This window comes from Devosia sp. A369, from assembly GCF_054489345.1.
The window spans coordinates 225,151-245,608 of sequence record NZ_JBTMWV010000003.1; the positions used below are offsets into that span (position 1 = coordinate 225,151).

Below are 20,458 nucleotides of genomic sequence, written 5' to 3' on the forward strand. Positions count from 1 at the left end.
AGTGGACGGAGCCGTGCGGTCGAGTGAGCACCGACTTGGTCCGAACCTCTTCTTGCATCAGCGGTGGGGATCAATAAGTGCGTTTGTGGAGAAGATCAGTGCGTCATACGCAATAAACCGACCATGGATGGGATTGGTGCGTCTGGCGCAATAAAATCTACGACCATTGCACTTTGTGCTTGAAATGCTCCGGGCCACTATGTCGCCATCCCATTTAGATGTGAAAGCTGCCATGCCAAGCGCAATTGTCTCCTCCACACTCGCCCACTCCGTCCCGACCTCCCTTGCAGAGTTCATTCCGCCACAGCAGACCGCGCTCGTATTGTGGGACATGCAGAAGGGACTTGCCGGCAAGGCGAGCAATGTCCACACCGTACGGGCATCGACCCGGCGACTGATCGAGGCAGCCGATGCGGCGGGGGTGCTGGTGATCTGGAGCCGGCATCTGCTGCCTCCGCTGGACCTGACGGTCGGTCCGTTCCTGTTGTTTCTTATGCGCAAGCAGCAGGTCGATCACCCCAGCAAGCTGCGGCCATTTATGCAGGCGGGTATGGAGGAGACCGAATTCCTCGATGGTTTTGCGCCCGCCCCGCACCATCTCGTCATCGAGAAGAGCATGCCTTCGCTCTTCGTGGACACGCCGCTGGACCTGCGGCTGAAGGCCCGCGGCATCAGCACGATCGTGCTGGCTGGCGTGGCCACCGATATCGGCATCGAGTTCACTGCCCGCCACGCGGTCGCATCGGGCTATTATGCGGTGGTGGCCGAGGATGCTACGGGCGCCTATACGGAAGAGGCGCACAACCGCTCCATCGCCTTCCTGCGTACTGCCGGGCCGGTGGTTTCCACGGACGAAATCTGCGCGCTCTGGACACCGCCCGCAGCTTCGGACTGAAATGGCGCGCCGCAATTCGCGGTCGCAACAGCAGGCCCGCCCATGACCAAGCATCTGAGTGCCGTCGTCATCTCGAACACGCCCTTTCTTTCCGATGGGCAACTCGATGAGGCGGGCTTTCGACGCCAATTGGGCAGGCTACGGGACGCTGGGCTGTCGGTCTATGTGGCCGGCAGCGGCTCAAGCGAGGGCTATGCGCTGACCCCCGAGGAGCGCGATCGCGTGCTTGAAATCGCGGTCGCTGAACTCAAGGGCCGCGTCCCCGTCCGAGCCATGGGGTGCGAGCCCCATACGGCGCAGGAAATGGTCGACTTCCTGCAGGCAGCCCACCGCAGCGGCGTCGATGCGGCGCAGATATTCTCGCTCGACATCGGTCATGGCACCAAACCGACTTTTGCGGAAATGGACCGCTATTATTCCAGCACAATCGGTGCCACTGATCTGCCGGTCTATCTGTCGAGCCATCATGCAGCCGGCTACTACCTTCCGTTGGACTTGATCGAGCAATTGGTCGACCGCTTCCCCACCATTGCCGGCATTGCCTATGGCGGGTCCGACATTCCCTACCTTGCCGAGTTAATCGCGCGTGTCGGCGATCGCGTGGAGGTGCATTGCGCGGGCCCGGCCAATGCCCTGACCACGCTGGGCCTGGGGGGCAACGGCTTCATGGGAGGCGAAGGAAATTTTGCACCCGAAATGGTGGCTGACGTCGTCCGTGCCTATCGCCTGCGCGACATCGACGCCATCCGGCGTGCCTTTGCTGTCTTGATGGCCTTTGCCCGAATCTATCTCCGCTTCGGCGGTTCATCCATGCGGGGGATGAAACCCCTTATGAACGCTTACGGCATGCCCGGTGGCCACTTGCGCCCGCCTCGCCTGCCTATCGCGGAAGCGGAACTGACCGAGATGATTGCCCTGGTCCATCGCCTGGCTCTGCCCGGCATCGCAAGGCCGGACTAGACCGGCTCGGGTCGTGGAAGGGCTAGCAACATATCCCACAGCAGCGCTGCTGGTGGACGCAGGCGTTTGCCACGCAACTTGATTAGACCGATACTGCGCGAAATCACCGGGTCGACAAGCCTGACGGACCGCAGATCGGGCCGAGGCTGCCGGTCGAAGACTAGGCGGGGCACGACGGCAATGCCCACGCCGGCATGCACGAGCTCGATAGAGGTGTCGATATGCTTGACCTCATGGGAGCATCGGATGCGGATGTTGCGACGCGCCAGCTCTGCATCCATGAGGATGCGGATGCCTGCTCCCTTCCACGCGGCGATGATCGGGATCTCGGCAATCTCGTCCCAGCTGACGTCCGCACGATCTCCGAACAACCCATCATGGCGTGTGGCCACCACAAACGCGTCCTGCAACACAGGTTCGAAGTCGACTGTGGTGTCCTCCTGTCCGAGGTAGTTGATGCCGAAATCTACCTCGCGATCCTGGATGGCATCCATCACCTCATTGCCCGTCGTATCCACGATACTGAGGTGGATATTGGTATGTTCCCGGGCAAAGAGTTGAAAGGCGCCGATGAGATGGGTCTTGGTTGCCGAAGGCACGCAAGCCACCACCACGCGTGTCGCTGGCGGTGAGTATTTGTCCTGCAGCGCCAGGATCATCTCCTCGAAACCCTTGACCAATTCCTGCGAGCGGGCAAGCAACTGCCGGCCGATGGGGGTAAGCTTGACTTCTCGGGTGGTGCGCGCGAACAGCTTCACGCTCAGCGCCGTTTCCAGTTTCTGAATGCGCCGGCTGAGCGCTGACGGAGAGATGTTGAGCTTCTTGGCCGCAGCCGAGAAGCTGCCGTCTTGGGCCACCACAATGAAGGCGTTCAGATCGCTGAAATCTACCTTTGAAAGCATCGCCTGAAAATCCTCCTCGACCCCGCTGAGCAAGCCGGCCGATCATCCGCGACTATACAGTGCCTCGCATTACCCGAATTACTGCAATGCGCGCAACAATCATTGTGGGTTTTGCGTGACGAGCTCAACCCCGGGGCGTGCTTAGCTATCGCTATGAAACGCGCATCGGAAGCGCGGCTGGGCTGTGTGGAAACGTTCACCAGCAGGGACGCATTTGTCAGGGAGATCCGCATGGCACGCAAGTTGAGCGTCGTCGTTATCATCAATACCCCATTCGACGCTAATGGCGCCCTGGACGAGGTCGCTTACCGCACTCAGCTGCGCCGCCTAAATCGACCCGAGATGGAAGTCTATGTCGGCGGTAGCGCCTCGAGCGAGGGCTATACCCTTTCGCCGGACGAGCGCGATCGCGTGCTGGCGATTGCCGTGGAAGAGCTCAAGGGCAAGGTCCCGGTTCGCGCCATGGGCTGCGAGCCGCATGTTCCCAGTGAAATGGTCGACTATCTGAAGGCAGCCGAGCGCTGCGGGGTCGACGCCGCACAGATCTTCTCGCTGGATATCGGGCATGGTACCCGGCCCACCGTGCCGGAGATGGAGCGCTACTACCAGACGACCATCGAATCAACGTCGCTGCCGATCTATCTTTCCAGCCATCGTGCCGCAGGATACTTCCTGCCTCTGGACATGGTAGAGCGTCTGGTAAGTCGCTATCCGAGCATTGTCGGCATCGCGTACGGCGGTGACGACATTCCCCATCTATCGCAGATCATCAAGCGCCTCGGTGACCGAATCGAGGTGCATTGCGCCGGCCCCGCCAACGCCCTGTCGGTCTTGGGCTTAGGCGGCAACGGCTTTATGGGCGGAGAAGGCAACCTGTCGCCCGAAATGGTCACTTCCGTGATCACAGCCTATGCGGCAAACGATCAGGAAGCGTTGCGGGTCAGCTTCGCTCGGCTGATGGCCTTCGCAGGCATCTACAACCGTTTCGGCGGGGCAACCCTTCGGGGTCTTAAGCCACTCATGAACGCCTTTGGTCTGCCGGGCGGCACCTTGCGTCCCCCGCGCGTCGCTATCACCGATGACGAACTGCAGGAAATGATCCGCCTGGTACTTCCGCTCAATATTCCCGGCCTGCCCGCACAGATGGTCGGCGCCTGACTGCATTACAACGGTCAACAATGACCGAGGAGGAAACAATGAAGAAGCACGTATTCGGGGGTCTCGCTCTCGCCACGCTCATGAGCGGTTCCGCTTGGGCGCAGGACGTCGATTCGGCGCTGGCCGATTCTTGGGCGTTCATGCAGGCATCGATGCCGGGCATTGGCTATGACGTGCTCGAAGCCGCCTGCGCCGAGGGTGCGGTGACCATCTATGCCGGGACCTGGACCGACGCCCAGGCCAGTCAGGTGGCGGAGTTCGAGAAGCAGTTCCCCTGCGTCGACGCGTCCATCTTCGAATTGTCGACCGGCCCGCGCCGTGAGCGCTTTCTGGCCGAGACGGCAGCCGGAAACCACATCGTCGATATCGTGCAAGACACCGATGTGGGTGCGCTGAACCAGCAGATCGACAATGGAATGCTTGCCGAATATACGATCTCGAACGACGCATCCTTCGACCCCGCGCTCAGCCGCTCGGGCTTCTGGTATCCGATGCGCATCTCCATTGCAGTCAATGCCTGGAACACCGACCTGGTGACCAGCGAGGAAATCGAAATTCTCAAGAAATGGGATGGCGTTACCAATCCTGTGTTCAAGGGTCGTGTGGGGATTACCGGCCCTGAAGGTGGTGGCGCCACCTACCTGCCGTTCTATGCTCTGCACCAGTTGTATGGCGATGAGTTCATGGCCGCCTTTGCCGCGCTGGAGCCGCGCGTCTTCACACTGTCCAACGTGGGTACGGCCCTGGCCGCTGGCGATATCGATGTCGCGCTGGCCATGAGCGAAACGCCGCTTACGGCGCTTTACCTCGCTGGTGCTCCGATCCAGTGGTCGATGCCGACCCCCGCCGTGGGCGCCATCGCTGCACAGGCCATCTCTGTAAATGCGCCGCATCCCGCGGCCGCTCGGCTCTATCAGGAATATGCCTTCACGGAAGAAGGCTATGGTCACTGGCAGCGTTTCGGTGGGCCGCCGGCCCGCAATGGGTTCGTCGATCAGCGCGAATTCGCCTCAGCCGATTGGTTCGACTATCCGACCGAGTTCTATAAATACGACCCCGCACATGTGAATGCGACCCAGGTCGAACTCTCGGCAAAGCTGAAGAGCTGGTTCGGCCTCTAGTCTCCCACTGCAAGCGCTCCGCGGTCTCGATCGCGGAGCCAAAATCAATGCAAGGACCCCCCGGATGCGATCCCTTCCTGGCGTTACGGCACGCACGAAAGCACTCGACGTTGAGAATATCGTCACCAAAGTGGTGTTCGTTATAACTATAGTCGTCGTGTTTCTGCCCATTCTTTACATGCTGTGGGGTTCGTTCCAAAGCGACTCTCCCGGGGCCGCAGGAAGCCACTTCACATTCGGCAACTGGCAGCGCGTCTATGGCAGTTCCGAATTCGGCATCGCTTTCCTCAATACGCTGGCGCTGGCAGCTACCGTCGCGGTCCTGTCCGTGGCGCTGGGTATGGTGCTAGCCTGGATCGTGGCGCGGACCAACGCCCCAGGGGTGCGCAAGTTGGGGCCACTGCTGGCACTGCCTTTGATGATTTCCACACTGGTGACGACGCTCGCCTGGATCGCGCTGGCGGCGCCCAATGCAGGCTTCATCAATGCGGCCGCCAACGCCATGTTCGGCATCAAGACGGTGTTTGACATCTATTCTTTCCAGGGCATGGTTCTCGTCCTGGTGCTGCACTACGCCTCGTTCGCGTTCATCTCCATCTACGCAGCTTTGCGCTCCATCGACTCGTCGCTGGAAGAGGCTTCCTACATGCTGGGTGCAGGTGCCGTCCGGACGGCACTGCGCATGACATTGCCATTGATCTGGCCGGCGATTGCTTCGACCTTCCTGATGATCTTCATCTTCGTCTCGGAAAATTTCGCAGTGCCCACCCAACTGGGCAAGAACATGCGTTTCGAAACACTGATGACAGCAATCTACCACGCCATGACCTACGAGCCGTCGAGCCCAACACTGGCGGCCACTGCTGGCACCATGCTGCTTTCCATCGCCATTGTCGGCACGCTCTGGCAACGGCGGATCATCAAACAAGCAGGCCGCTACATCACTGTCGGCGGCAAGGGTGGAAGCCACCAAGTGGCCCAACTGGGCAAGTGGCGCTACCTGGCCTCGGGTATTGTCGCGTTCTACATTCTGGCCTCGGTCGTCATTCCCTATCTGGCGCTGATCGCTGGCTCGTTGATGAAGTTCGTCACGCCCAAGATAACGCCTGCGCTCTTCACGTTCGACCACTATACCAAGCTCTTTGCCACCGACGTCATGCGGCCCATTCAGAACAGCCTTCTGCTGGCCACTGTGGGTGCGGCTGTCGGAACGCTGTTCTACATCCTGCTGGGCTATCTAATAAAGCAGTCCAAGGGTTGGTCAGGCCGCGCCATGGACTATGCCGTCATCGTGCCGACCGTGACCCCGGCGCTGGTCTTGGGCGTGGGCTTCGTATGGGTCTATGTCGGCTCGCCGGTTGCGATCTATGGCACCATCTGGATCCTGTTTCTCGGCTACATCGTGCGCTACCTGGGCCAAGGCGTCCGGCAGGCTCGCTCAGCCTTTGTGCAGATTTCGGGCGAGCTGCCCGAGGCTGCTCGCATGTCCGGCGCTTCGCCGCTGCGCGCTTTTGCTGACATCCTGCTGCCGCTGATGCGCCCGGCGATGATCTCGATTTGGACCATCATGTTCATCCACTTCTTCATGGAAATCAGCCTGACCATCATCCTGTACACGCCGCAGACCATCACGCTTCCCGTGCTGCTTTGGACGCGAATGCAGGGCGGCCTGATTACCGGCGCCTATGCGGTGGCGGTGATCGAGGCGACGATCATCTTCATTTTCCTGCTTGTCGCGAATGCCCTCTTCGGCACGCTCAAGAACACTCTCGACCGCTAGGTGAGTACAGTACAATGGCCTTTATCGAAGTAACCAATCTGCGCAAGTCCTTTGGTCTTGCTACTGCGGTGCATGACATCTCGTTCTCCGTCGATGCGGGCGACATACTGGTCATCGTCGGTGCCAGCGGGTGCGGCAAGACGACGACCCTACGTTGCATCGCAGGTCTTGAGGAGGCCACGGCAGGCACGATCAAGATTGCTGGCGAAACCATGGTGGAGGATGGGTTTTCCCTGCCCCCGGAGCGCCGCGGCATCGGCATGATGTTCCAATCTTATGCGCTGTGGCCGCACAAAACGGTCTACGATAACGTCGCCTATGGATTGACCATCAAACGCGTGCCCAAGGACAAGGTGCGCGAAGCCGTCACCAACGTGCTCGACCTAGTCGGACTATCGGGCATGGAGGGTCGCTATCCGGCTACCCTCAGCGGGGGTCAGCAGCAACGCGTGGCGCTTGCCCGCAGCGCTGTTGCCGAACCCAAGGTATTGCTGCTTGATGAGCCACTCAGCAATCTGGACGCAAAACTGCGCGAGCAGATGCGGGTGGACCTGCGGCACATGATCAAAACCCTCAACATGACGGCGATCCACATCACCCATGACCAAACCGAAGCAATGGCGATTGCCGATCAGGTGATCTACATGCGCAATGGTGTCATCGAGCAGAAGGCTGCACCACGCGATCTTTATCGCCGTCCCGCCACGCGGCACGTGGCGGCTTTCGTGGGCAATGCCATGTTCCTCGATGGAAAAATGACCGGCAGTGACGATGCAGGCCATGTTCGTGTGAAGCTTGCCGACAGTGTCGAACTGCTCGCCACCCCCGCCGCCACTCGTCCCGCCAGCGAGGATGTGACGCTTTCGATCCGCTCTGAAAGCGTCGAGCTTTTCGCGGAAAACCCTGGTGGACCGAATTCTTTTCCAGGAACGATCGCGCAGGAAACCTTCTTGGGCGACCACACACAATACATGGTCGATGTCGGTGGCGCCCAAATTCCGGCGCGTGACAGACGAGATCTTCCGGTAGGCAGCCGCGTTTTCCTCAAGGTGGCACCAGAAGATATAGTTTGCTTCGCACGGAAGATAGTGTGATCGGCCGCGATGTTCTCTTTGCGTTTTGGGTGGGGTGTTCTTGATGGCGTAGTGTAGGAGGCCGCCTCAGCTACATGGGCCTTGACCTCGCGTCTGGTCGCGTGCTGGCGGCCAGCGATGAACCAAACTCGAACGTTGCCTTTGAGCCGAGTCTGCCTAGCGCAATTGTGCAATGCTCAGCTTTTCGTCAATTGTCGCGGGACGGTCTGGGCTGTCTATAATTATGACTGGGCGCGAAGCCGTTGCTGCCAGGAGACGAAGAATAGCCGCCTTGCGGCTTTGAAGTTTAGCTGCGAATGATCTAGACGGCTCGGGTCTGGCACACAGCACGTTGGCAAGCTTGAAACTCGACGGCGGCCCACCCCACTTCAAGCGCAGAAAGTGGTAGAGACTGGCGTGGCTTTGCTGGGCCTTCCGGTGAACGTCAAGCGTCATCAGTCGGCGTGAAGGCAAGATCGCAGAGACCACGGGCGGTGCCAGTGACGCTGTTGTAAGGCGTGTGGCAGTTGTAGGCACTCGGTATCGGAATTTACAATCCGATCGCGCTGGGCTTGATTAGATCGGCCAGTCTCAATGTCACGCTGCGCCGGTTCTCGGCGCGAAGCTCTGCCGCACAGGCGGGGGTAGCGATGACGACGGGGGCGCGATCAAGATCGTCATGACCGGCCCGGCCTCAGATCCGCTCGGCTGGCAATTTCACACCAACAGGCCGTGACAATCTGGCTGCCCCGAACAAGCGGCTGCGGCAACGTGATGAGTGGGGCCAAGCCAATATCGGGACATCCCCAATTTCCAGATGGATCTACCACGCCATCCTGAACTGCCGACCCGCATAAAGATCGCGGGATCAATACCCCCCAAATCGACTAACCGTCGCCCAGAATCGCCTAAGTCGTTTCTGGTGGATGCCAGTGGCATCAACATCATGGCGTCCTTTAACGTCCAGCGAGCGAGGCAAACTTTTGTGGCCTGCCACCCGTAAATCATCCTTCCACCTTGTCGGGGTCGCACACAAATGTTACACACTTCAATGGAGTAACGTCCTGCTAAGCTATTGAAATTTAACGCTCGTGTGCTGTGAGGGGCTTCTCCCGCTCAGCGCCACCATTCCGACTTTCCGCACCGCAAGATTTAACCCTTGACCGCCATCCGTTCAGAGGAGCGGGCGAAGCCGTCGGTGATGACGGCGCGCATGAGGTCGCGGGCCTGGTCGGGATTGCGGTCGCGGATGGCTTCGGCGATGTGGCGATGGGCGGCGCTGGTTTGGGCCAGCTTTTCCTTGTCTTCGACCGGCGAGCTGATGGTGAATACCGCCGTCAGCGCCACTTCGACCAGCGTGCTGATCGAGGCCATGAATGGATTGGCCGAGGTTTCGGCGACGGCGCGGTGGAAGGCCAGGTCGGCGCGGGCGAATTCCTCGGCGGTGGTGGCCTGGCCCATGGCATCGGCCAAAGCCAGCAACTGCTCAGCCTGTTCGTCGCTGCGCCGCTCGGCGGCCAAGGCCGCCGATTCCAGCTCAATGCCGATCCGCACTTCGGCGACGCTGCGCAGAAAATCCACGTCGGGTCCGGTTTCGAAATGCCAGGCCAGCACATCGGCATCGAACAGGTTCCAGCGTCGGCGCGGCAGCACCCGCGTGCCGATGCGGGCCCGCGCCTCGATCATGCCCTTGGCGGCCAGGGTTTTCAGCGCCTCGCGCAGCACGGTGCGCGACACGGCGAAATCCGCCAGCAATTCACTATCGGAGGGCAGGATGCTGCCGACGGGGTAATGGCCGCCGACAATGGCGACGCCCAGCTGCCACAGCACCTGGGAATGCAGATTGCGCGACGGCACCCGGCCGGAAATGGCGGCAATCAGATCGCTCGTCGTGGTTTCCGCCGCATTACGCGCAGCCATCGGCATATCCCCCAGGGCGCGCAACGCAGCGCACATCAATTAGTATGACAATACCGATGCAGGCGCGGCGGCGCTAGACAGCGTGGTCCAGTTTGGTGAGGGTAGCAGCAAAAAGGATTCGTCCCCATGACCACGACCACCGCCGCCAGCCTCGATGCCGTTCTCGCCCAGGTGGATGCCGGGCTCGAGCAGAGCCTGGAGCGGCTCTATGCGCTCCTGCGCATCAAGTCCATCTCCACCGATCCCGCTTACGCGGCGGAATGCCAGCGCGCGGCCGACTGGATCACCAGTGAACTCACCGGGCTGGGCTTTGATGCTGCCGCCCGCCCGACCCCGGGCCATCCGGTGGTGGTGGCGCATGGTCCTGAGCAGGCCGGCCCGCATGTGCTGTTTTATGCCCATTATGACGTGCAGCCGGTCGATCCGCTGAATTTGTGGCACACCGACCCGTTCGAGCCCGAACTCAAGACCGATGCCAATGGCCGAAAAATCATCGTGGCGCGCGGCGCCTCCGACGACAAGGGTCAGATGATGACCTTCATCGAAGCCTGCCGCGCCTGGAAGGCGGTGACCGGGGCGCTGCCGGTCAAGGTGTCGCTGATGCTGGAAGGCGAGGAAGAAAGCGGCGGCAAGAACCTGCCGCCCTTCATGGAGGCCAATAAGGCTGAACTAGGCGCGGCCGATATCGCACTGGTCTGCGATACCGATATGTGGGACCGCCAGACCCCGTCCATCACCACCATGCTGCGTGGGTTGGTCGGCGAGGAAATCGAGATCAGCTGCGCCAACAAGGATCTGCATTCCGGCATGTTCGGCAATGCGGCGCGCAACCCCAATCAGGTGCTGGCCGAAATCATCGCCAGCCTGCGGGCGCCCGATGGCTCAGTGACGCTGCCGGGGTTTTACGATGACGTGGCCGAAATCAGCCCGGCGTTGAAAGCGCAGTGGCAGGGCCTCGGCTTTGATCAGGCGGCGTTTCTCGGCGAAGCCGGCCTGTCGGTGCCGGCCGGCGAGCAGGATCGCTCGGTGCTGGAAATGCTGTGGGCGCGGCCGACCTGCGAAATCAACGGCATGATCGGCGGCTACACCGGCGACGGCTTCAAGACCGTCATCCCGGCCAAGGCCAGCGCCAAGATAAGCTTCCGGCTGGTGTCGGGCATGGACCCGGTCAAGATCCGCGCTGCCTTCCGCCAGCATGTGCAGGCGCGCATTCCGGCCGATTGCTCGGTGACCTTCACCGAGCATGGCGGCTCACCCGCCATCACCGTGCCGGACGATGGCACCCATCTGCGCCAGGCGCTGGCCGGACTGTCCGGCGAATGGGGCAAGCCGGCAGTGATCACCGGCTCGGGCGGCTCGATTCCGGTGGCAGGCGATTTCAAGAAGATCCTGGGGCTCGATACGCTGCTGATCGGCTTTGCCCATGTGGACGACGCCATTCACAGCCCCAACGAAAAATACGATCTCGAGAGCTATCATCGGGGCATCCGCAGTTGGGTGCGGGTGCTGGCGAGCCTGGCGGGTTAGGTTCTCCCACCGGGGGGCCTACCCATCCCAGATCGTCACCCTCGGGCTTGACCCGAGGGTTCTGCACTTGCGGCGCGGTTGCTAAGTGAAACACCCTCGGGTCAAGCCCGAGGGTGACGGCCGGTGGTATGACGGCGGCGCGCTTACGCGTACATCACCGCCAGCATGGCCAGCACCGCCGGAACGGTCTGGATGAACAGGATTTTTCGGCTCGCCGTCACCGCGCCGAAAATGCCGGCGACGGCGACACAGGCGAGGAAGAACATTTGGATCTGCCAGCCGAAAGCCGGATCCGGATAGAGCAGGCCCCAGATCAGCCCGGCGGCGAGGAAGCCGTTGTAGAGCCCCTGATTGGCCGCCAGCGCTTTGGTCGACTGGGCGAATTCGGGCGTCAGGCCAAAGGCCTTCTGGCCGCGCGGGCCGGTCCACAAAAACATCTCAAGAATGAGAATGTAGAGGTGGAGCAGCGCCACCAGAGCGACGAGAATGGGGGCGATGAGGCTCATTTGACCTTGGTCTTTCTCGGTTGTTCGGCAGCATCCCAAACGGCGTGGCGCGCCTGCTCGGCTTCGTAAGCAGCCTCCTGATCGGCCAGCGGCTCGCGGCTACCGCCCTGAAGCACCAGCTCTTCCAGCACCGCTTCGACGGCCGGGCCTTCAACGGCGCAGGTGTCGGGCTTGTCGAGCGCAGCGAAGGCCGGTGCGTAGAAATAGCGGTCATAATCGGCAACGGAGAGGCCGAGTTCGCCGCGCGCCAGCAGATCGGCGGAATCAACCAGCAGCGACCATTCCGCGTCGCTCACGGCGAAGTCGGGGCAATTGGACGAGACGACATTGGCCAGCACCACCGAGGAGAGCAGTTCCTCGGCCTGATTGCTGGTAAACGGGCCAAATTCCGGCAGCTGCACATAGATTTTGCCATCGGCAAAGGCGGGCGTGGCAAGGGTGAGGCAGAGCAGGGCGGCGGCGGGCAGACGCTTCATATCGGTCTCCTTCTGGTCGCCTTGCTATGCGGCCAGACTATGCGCAAAGCGGGGCAGAAAATCAGGTAGGCTGCCCGCCGATCGACTGCACCGCCTTGGCGCCAGCGGCAATGGCCTTGCCCAGCGCCATGGCCTCGTCATCACCCGCCAATCGCGCCGCGATGAAACCGGCGGCAAAGGCATCGCCCGCCCCGGTGGAATCGACGACCTTGACCAGTTGCGCCGGCAGTTCGACCCGAATGCCGTCGCGGCCGCCCAGCACGGCGCCCTGCCCGCCGCGCTTGATCAGCACGGTGCCATAGCGCTCGCCCAGCGCCTGCATCTGCGCCACATGACCGGTGAGCCCAGTCAGCGCTTCGGCCTCGCTTTCATTGGCAAAGATCGCATCGGCACCACGCGTCCAGTCAAGGAACTGCTCAGCGCCGACCTCGAGCAGGAAGCCGACCGAAGCCGGATCGACGGCAACGGCAATGCCGCGCGCCCGCGCCGTGGCGAACAGCCCCTGCACCGCGGCACGGGGACCGGGGGCAAAAAAGCTGTAGCCCGAGACCATGACCATGCCGATATCGTCGAGCAGGCTGGCCGGCAGATCGTCGGGGCTGAGCTGCAGATTGGCGCCACGATCGGTGAGGAAGCTGCGCTCGCCATCGGGATCGACAATGGTGACCAAGACGCCCGAGGGTTGGTCGGGGTCGCCGGCCAGCACCGGCACCACATTGAGCCCGCGAAAGTAATTCTCATACATGGTGCGGTCGGCGGCGCCGACCCGCGCGGCGAACACCACATCGGCGCCCATCGCTCCGAGCCAGACGGCCTGGTTGGCGCCCGAGCCGCCCGGCCGGCTGCGCACCGTAGCGCGTCGGTCGGACCCCTTCACGATGGGGCCCTCGGGCACCACGATGACGTCGGTCATCACATCGCCGACGACGAGAACCTTTTGGCTCATGCGCGCAGCACACCCGGCTTGGGAGCAGTGCGGGCCGCCAGCGACACGGCGATCTGCGCCGCGACCTTGGCGTTGTTTTCGACCAGCGCGATATTGGCGACCAGCGACTTGCCGTCGGTCAATTCAAAGATGCGCTTGAGCAGGAACGGCGTCAGATCCTTGCGCGACACGCCTTCGCGCTCGGCCCCGGCCACCGCTTCGGTGATGCGGGCTTCGATGGTCGCAGGATCCAGCGCGTCAGCCTCGGGGATCGGGTTGGCGATCAGCACGCCGCCCATGCCCAGTTCGGCCTGCAGCGCCACCACGCGGGCGATATCGACAACATCGTCAAAGCGGTGATCGACCTTGTGGCCGCTCTGGCGGGCCCAGAAGGCAGGGAATTCATCGGTGCCATAGCCGAGCACCGGCACGCCATTGGTTTCCAGCACTTCGAGGGTCTTGGCGATATCGAGGATCGACTTGGCGCCGGCGCAGACCACCGCCACCGGGGTGCGGCTCAATTCGCCCAGATCGGCGGAGATATCAAAAGTCTCCTCGGCGCCGCGATGCACGCCGCCAATACCGCCAGTGGCAAAGACATGGATGCCGGCCAGCGCCGCGATCTGCATCGTCGTCGCCACAGTGGTGCCGGCGATGGCATCCTTGACCAAAAGCGCAGAGACGTCGCGGCGGCTGGCCTTAGCCGCCTTGCCGCCTTCAAGCGCCAGCCGCTCAAGATCTTCACCCGACACGCCGACGCAGAAGCGGCCATCCATGATGGCGATGGTGGCCGGCACAGCGCCATTGGCGCGGATCACCGCCTCGACATTCTGCGCCATTTCCAGGTTTTGTGGATAGGGCATGCCATGGGTGATGATGGTGGATTCCAGCGCCACCACCGGCTTGCCGGCAGCCAGCGCCTGCTTCACCTCGGGGCTGATCGAGAGGTAGGATTTGGCGGTCATTGGGTTACTCGCTTGTCAATCTTGGTTGTGGGCAATATGGCCCCGTTTGGCGCGGGTTTTGCGCCCGCTTGCGACCGAACGTCAACCCCCGTGGAAACATGGGAGCAAGGCGCTTGTCGCCCTGCCAATTTGGTTCTAGGTTGCCCCAATTACTCCAGCGTGGAAAGGGCACTTCGCTGCAGACAGAATTGGTTGATCGCGCGTTTGGCGCCGATCGATACGCGCCCGGCTCCGGGCTCAGTCCTGCCAATGTGCCCAGCGCTTTCCAGCGCTCTCTCTCCGTATCATCGTTTCACACCGGACCGGCCCGTCCGGGCACTCCAAGATGAGTGCCCGTCACTAACTGTCCGTGCCCCATGGGCACACGAGACCGCCGCGCCACGTGCGCCCCCCGATATCCAAGATCAAAATTCTGAACAGGAGCTCTATCCGAATGAAGAAGTCGCTCGTCCTTGCTCTCGGCGCAGTCATGGTCGCCAGCCCCGCGCTGGCCCAGGACGAGCCCGTGCTCAACGTCTATAACTGGTCCGACTATATTGCCGAGGACACCATCGCCAATTTCGAGGCGGAGACCGGCATCAAGGTCAATTACGACGTCTATGACAGCAATGAAATTGTCGATGCCAAGCTGCTGGCCGGCAATTCCGGCTATGACATCGTGGTGCCGTCGGGCAATTTCGTCGAACGCCAGATCAAGTTCGGCCTGATCGCGCCGCTGGATAAGTCCAAGCTCCCCAATCTGGTCAATCTCGACCCGACCGTCATGGCTGCCGCGACGCGGCACGACCCCGACAATGCCCATGCCGTGCCCTATATGATCAACACCATTGGTCTGGGCTACAACGTCGCCAAGGCCACCGCTGCCCTGGGCGAGGGTGCTGAACTCGACAGCTGGGACCTGCTGTTCAAGCCGGAGGTCGTCTCCAAGCTGGCGTCCTGCGGCGTCGCCATCATCGACAGCCCGTCCGAAGTCATCGGCATCGCCCTGCATTATCTCGGGCTCGACGCCAATTCGGAAAGCACCGAGGATCTGGCCAAGGCCGAGGCGCTGATGAACTCCATCAAGCCCTATGTCCGCTACTTCCACTCGTCGCAATATATCGACGATCTGGGCAATGGCGAAATCTGCCTGGCGCTTGGCTATTCGGGCGACATCTTCATCGCTTCCGACGCGGCGGCCGCCGCCAATCAGGGCGTCGAAGTGAACTATGTCATCCCCGAGGAAGGGGCCGCGACCTTGTTCGACTTCCTGGCGATTCCGGCCGATGCGCCGCACAAGGACAACGCCCACAAATTCATCAACTACATCCTGCAGCCCGAAGTGGTGGCGGCGATCACCAATTACGTGTTCTACGCCAACCCGAACCTGCCGGCGATCGAGTTTGTCGACGAAGAGGTCAAGTCCAACCCCGGCATTTATCCGCCGGCCGAGACCCTGGCCAAGGCCTTCGTGATGTCGGCGCATAGCCCCGATTTCGAAGAGGTCTTGACCCGCACCTGGACCCGCATCAAAACGGGCCAGTAATAACAGTTAAACAGGGGCGGCCATGGCCGCCCCTCAACCATTTTATAGAGTCTGCCATGGCCAAGAAGCCACAGCTTGCCGTCGATACCCGCCCCTGGCGCGATCCTGCCGGCAACAAGCCCTTTGTGCGCATCAAGAATGTCTCCAAGAAATTTGGCGACGTCTCGGCGGTGCATGAGGTGTCGCTGGACATCTACAAATCCGAACTGTTCTGCCTGCTCGGCGGTTCGGGTTCGGGCAAGTCGACGCTGCTGCGTATGCTGGCCGGCTTCGAGACCCCGAGTTCGGGTACCATCGAGATCGATGGCCAGGACATGACCAATGTGCCGCCCTATAATCGGCCGGTGAACATGATGTTCCAGTCCTATGCGCTGTTCCCGCATATGAGCGTGGAGCAGAACATCGCCTATGGCATCAAGCGTGACCACCTGCCCAAGGGCGAAATCGCTGACCGCGTCGCCGAGCTGCTGAGCCTGGTCAAACTGCAGGATTACGGCCGGCGCAAGCCGCACCAACTGTCGGGCGGCCAGCGGCAGCGCGTGGCGCTGGCCCGCGCGCTGGCGAAGCGCCCCAAGCTGCTGCTGCTCGATGAGCCGCTCGGCGCGCTCGACAAGAAGCTGCGCGAGGAAACCCAGTTCGAGCTGGTTAAGATCCAGGAGTCGCTCGGCGTCACCTTCATCGTCGTCACCCACGACCAGGAGGAGGCCATGACGCTGGCCACCCGCATCGGGGTGATGAACCAGGGCGAAATCGCCATGACCGGCGAGCCCACCGATATTTACGAATTCCCCAATTCGCGCTTTGTCGCCGGCTTTATCGGCTCGGCCAATATGGTGGAGGGCACCGTCACCCAGGACGAGCCCGACCATATCCGCATCCACTCGGCCGAACTGGGCTGCGATATCTATGTCGGCCACGGCGTCGACTGCGCGCCCGACCAGCTACTGTGGTGGGCCATCCGCCCCGAAAAAATGGCGCTGAGCCGCGAGCGGCCGGAGAATGATTTCGACGCCAATGTGACCAAGGGCATTGTCGAGGAAATCGCCTATCTCGGCGATATCTCGCTGTATCAGGTCAAGCTCGCCAGCGGCAAACGCCTGCGCGTCAGCCAGACCAATTCGGTGCGCGGCAACCCCGACGCCATCACCTGGGACGAGGAGGTTTTTGTCACCTGGAGCGACAACGCCGGCTCGGTGCTGACGGTATGACCACCAACCACGAACCCACCATTCCGCCGCCCCGGCGACTGCGCCCGTGGAATGCGGTCGAGCGCCACCTCGCCAGGGTCGGCATTTCCGGCCGCATGCTGGTGCTGATCGCGCCGGTGCTCTGGTTGCTGGTGTTTTTCCTCGTGCCGCTGGCCGTGGTGTTCGGCATTTCGCTGGCCACCAAGCAGTTCGGCCGCCCGCCTTATTCGCCGCTGCTGGTCACCACCGAGGAAGGCACGGTGCAGCTGACGCTGCATCTGTCCAACTATATCAAGCTGTTCAGCGACAACCTCTATGTCGCCGCCTATCTCTCTTCGATCCGCATCGCAGCCATCGCCACCATCATCACTTTGCTGGTCGGCTATCCGATGGCCTACGCCATCGCGCGCGCGCCCGACAAATGGCGCAATATCCTGCTGATGCTGGTGGTGCTGCCGTTTTTCACCTCATTCCTGCTGCGCGTCTACGCGCTGAGCGGCTTCATGCGCGGCAATGGGGTGATCAACCAGTTTCTCGGCCTGTTCGGCATCGAACCGCTGGTGATGATGCAGACCGATTTCGCCGTCTATGTCGGCATCGTCTACACCTACCTGCCCTTCATGATCCTGCCGCTCTACACGACGCTGGTGAAGCTCGACACCTCGCTGTTCGAGGCCTCGGCTGATCTCGGCGCGCGGCCTTTGCGCACCTTCCTCTCGATCACGCTGCCGCTGTCGCTGCCCGGCATTGTCGCCGGCTCGATGCTGGTGTTCATCCCGGCGATTGGCGAATTCGTCATTCCGTCGCTCCTTGGTGGCCCGGAAACGCTGATGATCGGCCGGGTGCTGTGGGACGAATTCTTCAGTGCTGCCAACTGGCCGCGCGCCGCTGCCGTGGCTTGCGCCATGCTGGTGGTGGTCGTCGTGCCCATCATGCTGCTGCAAAAGGTGCAGGGCGCCGTGGTGGAGAAGTAAAATGTTTTCTCGTGGCTGGTTTCTCCCCATCGCCGCCTCGCTGGGCTTTGCCTTTCTCTATGCGCCCATCGTCTCGCTGGTGATCTTCTCGTTCAACGAGAGCAGTCTCGTCACCGTCTGGTCGGGCTTTTCGACCAAATGGTATGTGGCACTGTTCAACGATCCGCAGCTGCTCGGCGCCGCCTGGCTCAGCCTGCAGATCGCAGCCCTCAGCGCCACCATCGCGCTGGTGCTGGGCACGCTCGCCGCCGTAGCGCTGGTGCGCTTCCGCCGCTTCCGCGGCCGCACGCTGTTTGCCGGCATGGTTTCGGCCCCGCTGGTGATGCCCGACGTTATCACCGGTTTGTCCTTGCTGCTGCTGTTCGTGGCCATGGAGGGCCTGCTAGGCTGGCCGCAGGGCCGGGGCATGCTGACCATCGTCATTGCCCACGCTACCTTCTGCACCGCCTATGTCTGCGTCGTGGTGCAGTCGCGGTTGTCCGACTTCGACCGGAGTCTCGAAGAAGCGGCGATGGATCTGGGTGCTTCCCCGGTCCGCACTTTCTTTGACATCACCCTGCCCATCATCGCCCCGGCCCTGGTATCGGGCTGGCTGCTCGGTTTTACCCTGTCGCTCGACGATCTGGTGATCGCCAGCTTCGTCTCCGGCCCCGGCTCGTCGACGCTGCCCATGGTGATTTTCTCCAAGGTCCGGCTGGGCGTCTCGCCCGACGTCAATGCGCTGGCCACCATCATCATCGGCATCGTGGCGCTGGGCGTGCTCGCCGCCACCATTCTGCAACTGCGCGCGCGCCCGAAAAAGGCGCGGGCCTGACCTCGCAAAACCACGCAGGCCGGTGAGGCTGGACAGATCGAAAAAATCAGGGCACCATCCTCTCATGTTCAACCAACGTGAAGGAGGTGATCCAATGTCTTTTGAGATGACGGCGCTCGAAGCAGGTCTTGGGTGCAAGGTGTTTGTGCGGGAGATGCTCGCCTAACACCCCTCCTTCAGGCCACGAGGCCGAAACTCAGAAAGGGCCATCCGCAAGGGTGGCCCTTTTTGCTGCGCCCTTGACGGGGAGCACCAAGCCATTGATACCGCTTGTCGAAGCGGTAACGCGTCTAAATTTGAGAATCTGGAGCTGCCGCGATGAATCCGGCCAATTTCGTCCTCACCCTCTCCTGCGCCGACCGGCCGGGGATTGTTGCCGCTGTCACCACCGAGCTGGCCGCGCTCGACGCCAATATCGCCGAATCCAACCAGTTCTGGGATCGGGAAACCGGCCAGTTCTTCATGCGCCTGGCCTTCACCGCGCCGGAGGGCATGAGCCGCGAGACTATTGAGCGCGCCCTCAAATCGCCGATTGCCCGCTTCTCGATGAAGACCGCACTGACCGATGTCAGCCGCAAGAAGCGCATCGTCATCATGGTCTCCAAATTCGACCACACGCTGCTGCATCTGCTGTATCAGATCCGCGTCGGCTGGCTCGACGCCGAAGTGGCGGCGGTGATTTCCAATCACCCCGACGCCCAGAAAATCGCCGGCGACGCCGGCATCCCCTTCCATCTGCTGCCGGTGACCAGGGACACCAAGGCGCAACAGGAAGAGCAGGTGCTGGCGCTGATCAAGCAGAGCGGCGCCGATCTGGTGGTGCTGGCGCGCTATATGCAGGTGCTGTCGGATAATCTGTCGACCCGACTGTTCGGTCAGGTGATCAATATCCATCACTCGTTCCTGCCCAGCTTCAAGGGCGCCAAGCCCTATCACCAGGCCCATGAGCGCGGCGTCAAGATCATCGGCGCCACCGCTCATTACGTGACGCCCGACCTCGATGAAGGCCCGATCATCGAACAGGAAACCGCCCGCGTCACCCACGCCATGAGCCCCGACGACCTGGTCGCCGCCGGCCGCGACATCGAAAGCCGCGTGCTGGCCCGCGCGGTAAAGCTGCATCTGGAAAGCCGGGTCATGCTGAACGGCCGCAAGACCGTGGTGTTCGGCTAGGGGCTACGCCTCACCCTTCTTCCCTCCTGGGAGAAGGGGCCCGAAGGGCGGATGAGGGGCTAACCTAAACCGGCAAATCTTCCAGCCGCAGCGAATCCGCCAGGCTGGTGCTGTCGAGCACTTCGCGGGTGGCCAGGGTCACTCGTTCGAAGACGTGGCGGATTTCGCAACTGTCTTCGTCGCGGCAATCCTCGCATTTGCGATAGGCGATTTTGGAGAGACACGGCAGCGGCGCAATCGGGCCGTCGATCAGCCGCAGCACCTCGCCGAACATGATCTGCTCGGGTTCCTTGAGCAATTCATAGCCGCCCGAGCGGCCGCGCCGGCTGGCGACAAAGCCGGCCCGCTTCAGCTCCAGCAGGATCTGTTCGAGGAATTTCTTGGGGATCGACTGTTCCCGCGAAATCTCCCCGATCATCTTGGTTTCCCCGCGTCCGGTCCGGGCGAGTGACACCAGTGCGCGCAGGGCATATTTGGCTTTTTGCGAAATCATTGGCCCACACTATTCCCCGTCGCCGCAGGCGGTGCAAGCGCGACGGTGGAAACTCTATGCGCCAGACCTCAAGCCTTTGACAAG

The 20,458-nt window shown here is 61.8% G+C and carries 19 protein-coding genes; 12 read left to right on the top strand and 7 right to left on the bottom strand.

The genetic code is table 11. The features are described 5' to 3' along the window. The first annotated feature begins 232 nt into the window (after positions 1–232). Together ACX3OZ_RS06265 and ACX3OZ_RS06270 are read left to right on the top strand one after the other, a co-directional pair. Positions 233–895 (top strand): cysteine hydrolase family protein, encoded by a 663-nt coding sequence (locus ACX3OZ_RS06265; protein ID WP_459104052.1) that lies wholly within the window; start codon positions 233–235, stop codon positions 893–895. 42 nt (positions 896–937) lie between these two features. After that, positions 938–1,855 (top strand): dihydrodipicolinate synthase family protein, encoded by a 918-nt coding sequence (locus ACX3OZ_RS06270; protein WP_459104053.1) that lies wholly within the window; start codon positions 938–940, stop codon positions 1,853–1,855. Here ACX3OZ_RS06270 and ACX3OZ_RS06275 read toward each other — a convergent pair. Beyond that, on the bottom strand, positions 1,852–2,790 hold the full coding sequence (locus ACX3OZ_RS06275; RefSeq protein ID WP_459104054.1) for a LysR family transcriptional regulator: 939 nt from the start codon (positions 2,788–2,790) through the stop codon (positions 1,852–1,854). The genes ACX3OZ_RS06270 and ACX3OZ_RS06275 overlap by 4 nt on opposite strands. A gap of 198 nt (positions 2,791–2,988) precedes the next feature. Here ACX3OZ_RS06275 and ACX3OZ_RS06280 point away from each other — a divergent pair, with 198 nt between their 5' ends. The 4 genes from ACX3OZ_RS06280 (at position 2,989) to ACX3OZ_RS06295 (ending at position 7,910) form a co-directional block, all read left to right on the top strand. Further along, a complete protein-coding gene (locus tag ACX3OZ_RS06280) occupies positions 2,989–3,915 on the top strand; it encodes a dihydrodipicolinate synthase family protein (protein WP_459104055.1) in 927 nt (308 codons plus the stop codon). Positions 3,916–3,953: 38 nt separating this feature from the next. Further along, on the top strand, positions 3,954–5,036 hold the full coding sequence (locus tag ACX3OZ_RS06285) for an ABC transporter substrate-binding protein (protein ID WP_459104056.1): 1,083 nt from the start codon (positions 3,954–3,956) through the stop codon (positions 5,034–5,036). A 64-nt stretch (positions 5,037–5,100) separates the two neighbouring features. Further along, a complete protein-coding gene (locus tag ACX3OZ_RS06290; protein WP_459104057.1) occupies positions 5,101–6,816 on the top strand; it encodes an ABC transporter permease in 1,716 nt (571 codons plus the stop codon). 14 nt (positions 6,817–6,830) lie between these two features. Further along, positions 6,831–7,910, top strand: coding sequence for an ABC transporter ATP-binding protein (locus ACX3OZ_RS06295; RefSeq protein WP_459104058.1), 1,080 nt, complete (start codon positions 6,831–6,833; stop codon positions 7,908–7,910). A gap of 1,131 nt (positions 7,911–9,041) precedes the next feature. On the opposite strand, the gene ACX3OZ_RS06300 is transcribed toward ACX3OZ_RS06295, so the two are convergent. Continuing rightward, positions 9,042–9,809, bottom strand: coding sequence for a FadR/GntR family transcriptional regulator (locus ACX3OZ_RS06300; protein WP_459093891.1), 768 nt, complete (start codon positions 9,807–9,809; stop codon positions 9,042–9,044). Between the two features lie 126 nt (positions 9,810–9,935). On the opposite strand from ACX3OZ_RS06300, the gene ACX3OZ_RS06305 reads away from it, so the two are divergent. Then, positions 9,936–11,336 (top strand): M20/M25/M40 family metallo-hydrolase, encoded by a 1,401-nt coding sequence (locus ACX3OZ_RS06305; RefSeq protein ID WP_459104059.1) that lies wholly within the window; start codon positions 9,936–9,938, stop codon positions 11,334–11,336. 143 nt (positions 11,337–11,479) lie between these two features. On the opposite strand, the gene ACX3OZ_RS06310 is transcribed toward ACX3OZ_RS06305, so the two are convergent. The 4 genes from ACX3OZ_RS06310 to ACX3OZ_RS06325 form a co-directional block, all read right to left on the bottom strand. Beyond that, on the bottom strand, positions 11,480–11,842 hold the full coding sequence (locus ACX3OZ_RS06310) for a DUF1304 domain-containing protein (protein WP_459093893.1): 363 nt from the start codon (positions 11,840–11,842) through the stop codon (positions 11,480–11,482). Further along, positions 11,839–12,318: a hypothetical protein gene (locus ACX3OZ_RS06315; RefSeq protein WP_459093894.1), complete on the bottom strand. Its 480-nt coding sequence runs from the start codon at positions 12,316–12,318 to the stop codon at positions 11,839–11,841. The genes ACX3OZ_RS06310 and ACX3OZ_RS06315 overlap by 4 nt, the downstream gene beginning before the upstream one ends. A 61-nt stretch (positions 12,319–12,379) precedes the next feature. Continuing rightward, a complete protein-coding gene (locus tag ACX3OZ_RS06320) occupies positions 12,380–13,264 on the bottom strand; it encodes a carbohydrate kinase family protein (protein ID WP_459104060.1) in 885 nt (294 codons plus the stop codon). Beyond that, positions 13,261–14,208, bottom strand: a complete 948-nt coding sequence (locus ACX3OZ_RS06325) for a pseudouridine-5'-phosphate glycosidase (protein WP_459093896.1) — start codon at positions 14,206–14,208, stop codon at positions 13,261–13,263. The genes ACX3OZ_RS06320 and ACX3OZ_RS06325 overlap by 4 nt, the downstream gene beginning before the upstream one ends. 433 nt (positions 14,209–14,641) lie before the next feature. Between ACX3OZ_RS06325 and ACX3OZ_RS06330 the strand changes: the two genes are divergently transcribed. The 5 genes from ACX3OZ_RS06330 to purU all read left to right on the top strand — a co-directional run bounded on the left by ACX3OZ_RS06330 (position 14,642) and on the right by purU (position 19,881). Next, on the top strand, positions 14,642–15,733 hold the full coding sequence (locus tag ACX3OZ_RS06330; protein ID WP_459104061.1) for a polyamine ABC transporter substrate-binding protein: 1,092 nt from the start codon (positions 14,642–14,644) through the stop codon (positions 15,731–15,733). Between the two features lie 56 nt (positions 15,734–15,789). Continuing rightward, positions 15,790–16,941, top strand: a complete 1,152-nt coding sequence (locus ACX3OZ_RS06335) for an ABC transporter ATP-binding protein (RefSeq protein ID WP_459093898.1) — start codon at positions 15,790–15,792, stop codon at positions 16,939–16,941. After that, positions 16,938–17,894: an ABC transporter permease subunit gene (locus tag ACX3OZ_RS06340; protein ID WP_459093899.1), complete on the top strand. Its 957-nt coding sequence runs from the start codon at positions 16,938–16,940 to the stop codon at positions 17,892–17,894. The genes ACX3OZ_RS06335 and ACX3OZ_RS06340 overlap by 4 nt, the downstream gene beginning before the upstream one ends. A gap of 1 nt (position 17,895) precedes the next feature. Then, positions 17,896–18,708 carry an ABC transporter permease subunit gene (locus ACX3OZ_RS06345; protein WP_459093900.1) on the top strand — a complete coding sequence of 271 codons (813 nt, stop codon included), beginning with the start codon at positions 17,896–17,898 and terminating at the stop codon, positions 18,706–18,708. Positions 18,709–19,026: 318 nt separating this feature from the next. Further along, positions 19,027–19,881, top strand: a complete 855-nt coding sequence (purU, locus tag ACX3OZ_RS06350; RefSeq protein ID WP_459093901.1) for a formyltetrahydrofolate deformylase — start codon at positions 19,027–19,029, stop codon at positions 19,879–19,881. 64 nt (positions 19,882–19,945) lie between these two features. On the opposite strand, the gene ACX3OZ_RS06355 is transcribed toward purU, so the two are convergent. Beyond that, positions 19,946–20,374: an RrF2 family transcriptional regulator gene (locus tag ACX3OZ_RS06355; protein ID WP_459093902.1), complete on the bottom strand. Its 429-nt coding sequence runs from the start codon at positions 20,372–20,374 to the stop codon at positions 19,946–19,948. Positions 20,375–20,458 lie beyond the last annotated feature (84 nt).

Bases quoted from the DNA above. Each gene is read 5' to 3' on its own strand.
- ACX3OZ_RS06265 (WP_459104052.1), top strand. From the start codon at position 233: ATGCCAAGCGCAATTGTCTCCTCCACACTCGCCCACTCCGTCCCGACC.
- ACX3OZ_RS06270 (WP_459104053.1), top strand. From the start codon at position 938: ATGACCAAGCATCTGAGTGCCGTCGTCATCTCGAACACGCCCTTTCTT.
- ACX3OZ_RS06280 (WP_459104055.1), top strand. From the start codon at position 2,989: ATGGCACGCAAGTTGAGCGTCGTCGTTATCATCAATACCCCATTCGAC.
- ACX3OZ_RS06285 (WP_459104056.1), top strand. From the start codon at position 3,954: ATGAAGAAGCACGTATTCGGGGGTCTCGCTCTCGCCACGCTCATGAGC.
- ACX3OZ_RS06290 (WP_459104057.1), top strand. From the start codon at position 5,101: ATGCGATCCCTTCCTGGCGTTACGGCACGCACGAAAGCACTCGACGTT.
- ACX3OZ_RS06295 (WP_459104058.1), top strand. From the start codon at position 6,831: ATGGCCTTTATCGAAGTAACCAATCTGCGCAAGTCCTTTGGTCTTGCT.
- ACX3OZ_RS06300 (WP_459093891.1), bottom strand. From the start codon at position 9,809: ATGGCTGCGCGTAATGCGGCGGAAACCACGACGAGCGATCTGATTGCC.
- ACX3OZ_RS06305 (WP_459104059.1), top strand. From the start codon at position 9,936: ATGACCACGACCACCGCCGCCAGCCTCGATGCCGTTCTCGCCCAGGTG.
- ACX3OZ_RS06310 (WP_459093893.1), bottom strand. From the start codon at position 11,842: ATGAGCCTCATCGCCCCCATTCTCGTCGCTCTGGTGGCGCTGCTCCAC.
- ACX3OZ_RS06315 (WP_459093894.1), bottom strand. From the start codon at position 12,318: ATGAAGCGTCTGCCCGCCGCCGCCCTGCTCTGCCTCACCCTTGCCACG.
- ACX3OZ_RS06320 (WP_459104060.1), bottom strand. From the start codon at position 13,264: ATGAGCCAAAAGGTTCTCGTCGTCGGCGATGTGATGACCGACGTCATC.
- ACX3OZ_RS06325 (WP_459093896.1), bottom strand. From the start codon at position 14,208: ATGACCGCCAAATCCTACCTCTCGATCAGCCCCGAGGTGAAGCAGGCG.
- ACX3OZ_RS06330 (WP_459104061.1), top strand. From the start codon at position 14,642: ATGAAGAAGTCGCTCGTCCTTGCTCTCGGCGCAGTCATGGTCGCCAGC.
- ACX3OZ_RS06335 (WP_459093898.1), top strand. From the start codon at position 15,790: ATGGCCAAGAAGCCACAGCTTGCCGTCGATACCCGCCCCTGGCGCGAT.
- ACX3OZ_RS06340 (WP_459093899.1), top strand. From the start codon at position 16,938: ATGACCACCAACCACGAACCCACCATTCCGCCGCCCCGGCGACTGCGC.
- ACX3OZ_RS06345 (WP_459093900.1), top strand. From the start codon at position 17,896: ATGTTTTCTCGTGGCTGGTTTCTCCCCATCGCCGCCTCGCTGGGCTTT.
- purU (WP_459093901.1), top strand. From the start codon at position 19,027: ATGAATCCGGCCAATTTCGTCCTCACCCTCTCCTGCGCCGACCGGCCG.
- ACX3OZ_RS06355 (WP_459093902.1), bottom strand. From the start codon at position 20,374: ATGATTTCGCAAAAAGCCAAATATGCCCTGCGCGCACTGGTGTCACTC.